Here is a 5482-nt window from a genome sequence, read left to right as displayed (position 1 = left end):
TATTTTTAAAAATTATATTGGTGGTTTTGAGACGGACTGCCGTTGTGCGGCATACAAGAAAAGCCAACCGCACAAACAGCACATTTGGTTTTTGCCGACACGCAAAGCCAACGCTGAAAAAACCAAAAGAGCTGTTTTTTGCCAACGCTAAAAGAAAATATGCAATCAAAAACTAAAGCAATAGATTATTTCGAAGAACTACTTGAAGTTCACTCAGACGAAAATATTCCAATTCATCTGAAATATGTTCAACTCCGAACCCTACTTGAAAAAATAACTAAAGAGTTGACAAGTTCAGAAACTCTTCAATTTTCAAACCTGTTTTCAAGACTGTCCTTTATTTGCGACAAATTCAAAACCTCAAGACAAATTCACTCATTTAGGATAGTAGCAAATAAGGTACTACACGAGAATATCCGTCCTTCAAACGAAGAGTATCAAACACACTTTAAGTATTTAAGTGAATTCATTTCTAAAACTTGTGGATTAGCTGTTCCTGAAGAAATTCAATCACTTTATCCTACTACTGAATATCGAAAAGAAAAAAGTGAAACTACATTATCACGGCTTGATAAAATAAGAGTTGAAATAATCGAGGTTCAAAGTGAATTTTTGATTTGTGAAACAGAAAACAATGAAGGTGAAGATTATGTACGAGTAAGGATAAACGAAGATGATGTCAATGCTACGTTTAAATCAGTAAATGATTTTTGGATTGGTGCTCAACTCTATTTGGTAAATATTGAAATTGATGAATCGGAAATCTACCATCCGAAATTTATAATTCTTGAACCCGATTACTTAGTAGATATATCTTCGATTGCAGAATGTTTTCAAGATTATGGATATACCGAATTAAATTACATCAAGTCTAAATTTGAAGAGATTCCAAATACGAAATACATACGTTTAGGAAACTTTGCTAATTTAGTTGTAGACGAGCTTTTTGGAGAAGCAGATAGTAACAAAATAACCTTTAAAGAAACATTCGACAAGGATTTTAAATCATACCCATTTGAATACACCGCTTGCCAAGATTTAATCGAAAAGGATAAATTCATCAAATATTGGCAAGATTCTCAACTCCATTTTGACAGAATAAAGCGAGTTGTAACTAATGATTTCGAAAACTATGGCATTTCAATAGAAACCGCATCACTAGAACCAGCTTTTCTATGCGATTTATATGGCATTCAAGGACGTTTGGATATTCTAGAACTTAACAAAGTTGGCAAGTCTAAAATTGTTGAATTAAAGTCAGGTGGTGTCCCATTTCCTGATGATGGAGAAAGTATTAAGCCGAATCACAAAACGCAACTTTTCTTGTATTATCAACTTATTGGAGTACTGAACCAATTAGGGTTCGGTGAAATTGCTGATAAGACAGATGGATATATTTTGTATTCAAAGGTTGCAGAAAATAATTTAAGGTTTGATAAACCAACTTTAAAAAGGGTGCAGTCAATTTTTGATCTTAGAAACAAAATCATTACAAATGAATACACTTTCGCATCTGATGATTTATCCAAAACGAAAGAAGTACTGCAAAAAATCACTCCCGATACAATAATAAATTCTCCAAATGTCCATCCAAACTTTAGGGCAATTTTGGAACCGCAGATAGATGAATTTATTAATCCAGTAAAATCTGCCAGTGAGTTAGAAAAAACTTACTTCTTTTCATTTGTAAGTTTTATAGCCAAAGAACAATATTTGGCAAAATTGGGTAACGGACAATATGAGTCAAACAATGGGTTAGCGAATCTATGGATAAACTCATTTTCGGAGAAAACGGATAAATTTGAAATACTCTATGACCTCAAAATAGATTCCAACTATGTTGATAAAGATGAAAAAGAAATTATTTTCACTCGTCCTTCAGGATACAATGAGTTTGTAAACTTCCGAAATGGTGACATCTGTGTTTTATACCCGAGAATTTCAGAAAAGGATAATGTTACATCCAATCAAATATTCAAGTGTTCAATCAAGTCAATAACTAAGGATAAAGTAGTCGCAAGCTTTCGGTACAAACAGCGAAACACAAAGTTTTTTGAACAATATGATAAGTGGGCATTGGAACGTGATTTTATGGATTCTTCTTTCACAGCAATGTATAGAAGTATTTACGCTTTCCTTAATTCCTCAAAAGCCAAGCGAGATGTAATTCTAACAACTGAAAAGCCGCAGAATGGAAATAATTACGGTTATCATAAAGAACAATTGTCAGATGAACAAAATAGAATCATCAATAAGGCACTTTCAAGTAAAGACTATTTTCTTTTAAATGGCCCTCCAGGAACAGGGAAGACTTCCATCATTGTAAAAGAACTTGTAAGAGAATTATACAAAGAAGATTCTTGTAATATCCTCTTGCTTGCATACACCAACAGAGCGGTAGACGAGCTTTGCGAAACTGTAAATAATGCCATCATAAACTTTGAGGATATGAATGATGGTAATGTAAACTTCGGACGTTCAGACAGAAACTTTGTTAGAATTGGAAGCGAACTGTCGTGCTCTGATGAACATAAGCACAACCTTTTGAATAATATTATCGAAGGAGAAGCAAAAAGATTAGAACAAAATGGAGAAAAATTTTCTAGGGACAGTATAAATACTGTTCTATCTAAACACCGCATTTTTATTTCGACCGTAGCTTCCATATCTAGCAAAACAGATATTTTCAAGTTAAAGAAGTTTGATGTTGTGATTGTTGATGAAGCCTCTCAAATATTAGAACCTCAAATTGTGGGCATTCTTCCAAAGTGTTCAAAGTTTATTTTAATTGGCGACCATAAACAATTACCTGCAATAGTTTTACAAGACCCAGAGAGTTCAAAAACTAATAATGGGACTTTAGAAACTATTGGATTAGAAAACAGGAAAAACTCATTATTCGAAAGGCTCTACAATTATTGCGAAAAGAACAGTTTAGAATTTGCATACGACAAGCTGACCTATCAGGGAAGAATGCACCAAGAAATTGCATTGTTCCCGAATCATAGCTTTTATAATTCAGAACTCAAACAAGCATTTGAAATACCAAACCTAAATGAAACTGCTAAAAGTGAATTAAGCAGACAAATTAAACCTTTAGAACTAAAAAGTCCGTTTAAAGGCAATTTAACCGACTTACTTTCTAGAAAACGTGTTATATACTTCCCAAGTAAGGTTGACGAAAAAAATCATTTTGGCAAATCAAATGATTTAGAAGCTGATTTGGTTGTTAAGATTGTTGATGAATTGAAAAAACTTTACACATTTAATAACAAAGGATTTGACAACAAAAAAACAATTGGCATAATAGCTCCATTCCGAAATCAAATTGCGAGAATAAAGCAGAAGTTAGAAGAAGCTCAAATACCAAATTTTGAAGATATTACAGTTGACACTGTTGAACGTTATCAAGGAAGTCAAAGGGATATTATCATTTTCTCATTTGCTATAAACAACCCTTATCAACTAAATGGAATTGTAAATCTAAATGATGAAGGCACAGTAGACAGAAAACTCAATGTTGCTCTAACAAGAGCCAAGGAACAATTGATTTTGATTGGGAATGATTCCTTCCTATCGAACAATCTTGTGTATTTCAAACTAATCGAATTTATTAAATCCAAAGGCGGTTACGTTTGGGATTCTATTTCTGAAGTTCTAAAAGACAAATTAAAATTTACATATTTTGATTCCGTTGAATCAATAGAAGGCAAAATATACTCACCTGATGATGAGTTTTCGACAACATTTGATAGCTTAATTATTGATGTTTTAAAGAGTGATAAGCGTACTATAGATAAGATTCAGGAAACAGGAAAAGAGTGGTGGAAAGTGCTATTAGGAGCTTCTAATGATTTCATAAGAAATAATGTCATCGAATATGGCAGAGCTAATTTTGATGTACATTTTCAAACAAATTTATTCGCTCAAGAATTTAGTGTTGTTGACAAGGTCAACCTATATTGTTTCTACAATATGCGGAAGCATTATTTTTCAGGTTTTTCAATTTTTGACAGCTACAAAGGACTATTTGAAATTGAGTTGAAACAAACTTCAGGAAGAACAACATTTTTTGATTTTGGTTGTGGTCCTTTAACATCAGGTTTAGCTTTTAACCAAGTTTGTAAAAGTATAAATTCAAACTTCGCAATGAACTACGCAGGGATAGACATATCTAATGCAATGCTTGATAAAGCAAGAGAATTTTCAAACAGTGTAGTTTTCAATTCAAACACAACTTTTGAATTCGTTAATTCATTTAAGCAAATTGATGATAATTTATTGGACGATTGGTTTAGAGCTTCTAACACGGTAGTTCTGAACTTTTCTTATTTATTTGCAAACTTGGATTCTGACCAAATAATTGATTTAGTCAATGACATCAATATACTTGTTCAACGTTACCCATTGAACAAGTATATCCTTATTTATCAGAATCCAGTTCATAGACACCATAACTTTTCAAAGTTTAAAGGACACTTGAAGAACCTGAATAATTCTATTGTTCGTAAGTCCGAATCTGTTTCTTATAAGAATTCTGCTCAAAGTTGGTATGACAAATCAGAAACCTTCACCTATGAAATTATAAGTAACTAATGCAGACAGATTTATTTGGACATAGCAAACCAACGATACAAGAACTTTCCCTTGAAAACGCTAAAGAAGTGAATGGATTAAAATTGTACCCTGACTTCATAGACAACAGGACAGAAAAATCTTTATTGAAACACATTGATAATTCTCAGTGGCTCAATGACCTGTCAAGAAGAGTCCAACATTATGGTTTTAAATACGATTACAAAGCAAGAAAAATAGATAATTCATTTTATCTCGGAAAACTTCCAAATTGGCTAAGTGAAGTCGCTAACAGTATCTATGATCAAGGCTTCATTGATTTCATTCCTGACCAGGCTATTATAAATGAATATGAAAGTGGACAAGGAATAGCTCCACATATTGATTGTGAGCCTTGTTTTGGAGACACCATTATTTCATTGTCACTTGGTTCAAGCTGTATTATGAACTTTGAAAAGGAACCACATTCAAAAAATAAAACAGAAATATTCGTTGAACCGAGAACTCTTTTGGTTATGAAAGAAGAAAGTAGATACAATTGGTATCACGGAATTGCCCCTCGTAAAACGGACAAGTTCAATGGAGAAGTAATAAAACGTGACAGAAGAATATCAATAACATTTAGAAAAATAATAATCGAATAACGCCAACGCTAAAGCCATACACATTTGCAATTCGCACAAGCCGACACGCAAGCCAAAAATTGCAAAAGAGTATGTCTTTGCCAACGCTGACAAACGACCGAAAAAAAAGTACGACCGCACAACATTGTATAAGCGTAATGCGGGCTGAATGGCTAAAAATGAGCATTTTTGCTCCTAATAAACTTTGTGGTGGGCGGACAGTGAATCGCTCCGAAATCCCGCACTACGCTTAGTGTGCCGAGAAGTAGTGAACGGTAAAAATA

General features: G+C 33.2%; 2 protein-coding genes. Both read left to right on the top strand.

Going from position 1 to position 5482, the window contains the following annotated elements:
• Positions 1-138 precede the first annotated feature (138 nt).
• Positions 139-4596, top strand: coding sequence for an AAA domain-containing protein (locus tag BV214_RS11290; RefSeq protein ID WP_245806783.1), 4458 nt, complete (start codon positions 139-141; stop codon positions 4594-4596).
• Positions 4596-5219: an alpha-ketoglutarate-dependent dioxygenase AlkB gene (locus BV214_RS11285; protein WP_086477615.1), complete on the top strand. Its 624-nt coding sequence runs from the start codon at positions 4596-4598 to the stop codon at positions 5217-5219. The genes BV214_RS11290 and BV214_RS11285 overlap by 1 nt, the downstream gene beginning before the upstream one ends.
• Positions 5220-5482: the final 263 nt, after the last annotated feature.

The sequence above is a fragment of the Arenibacter amylolyticus genome (assembly GCF_002150785.1).
Lineage (GTDB): Bacteria > Bacteroidota > Bacteroidia > Flavobacteriales > Flavobacteriaceae > Arenibacter > Arenibacter amylolyticus.
Note: the sequence above shows the minus strand (reverse complement) of the source record. Positions and strands in the feature narration are given on the sequence as shown.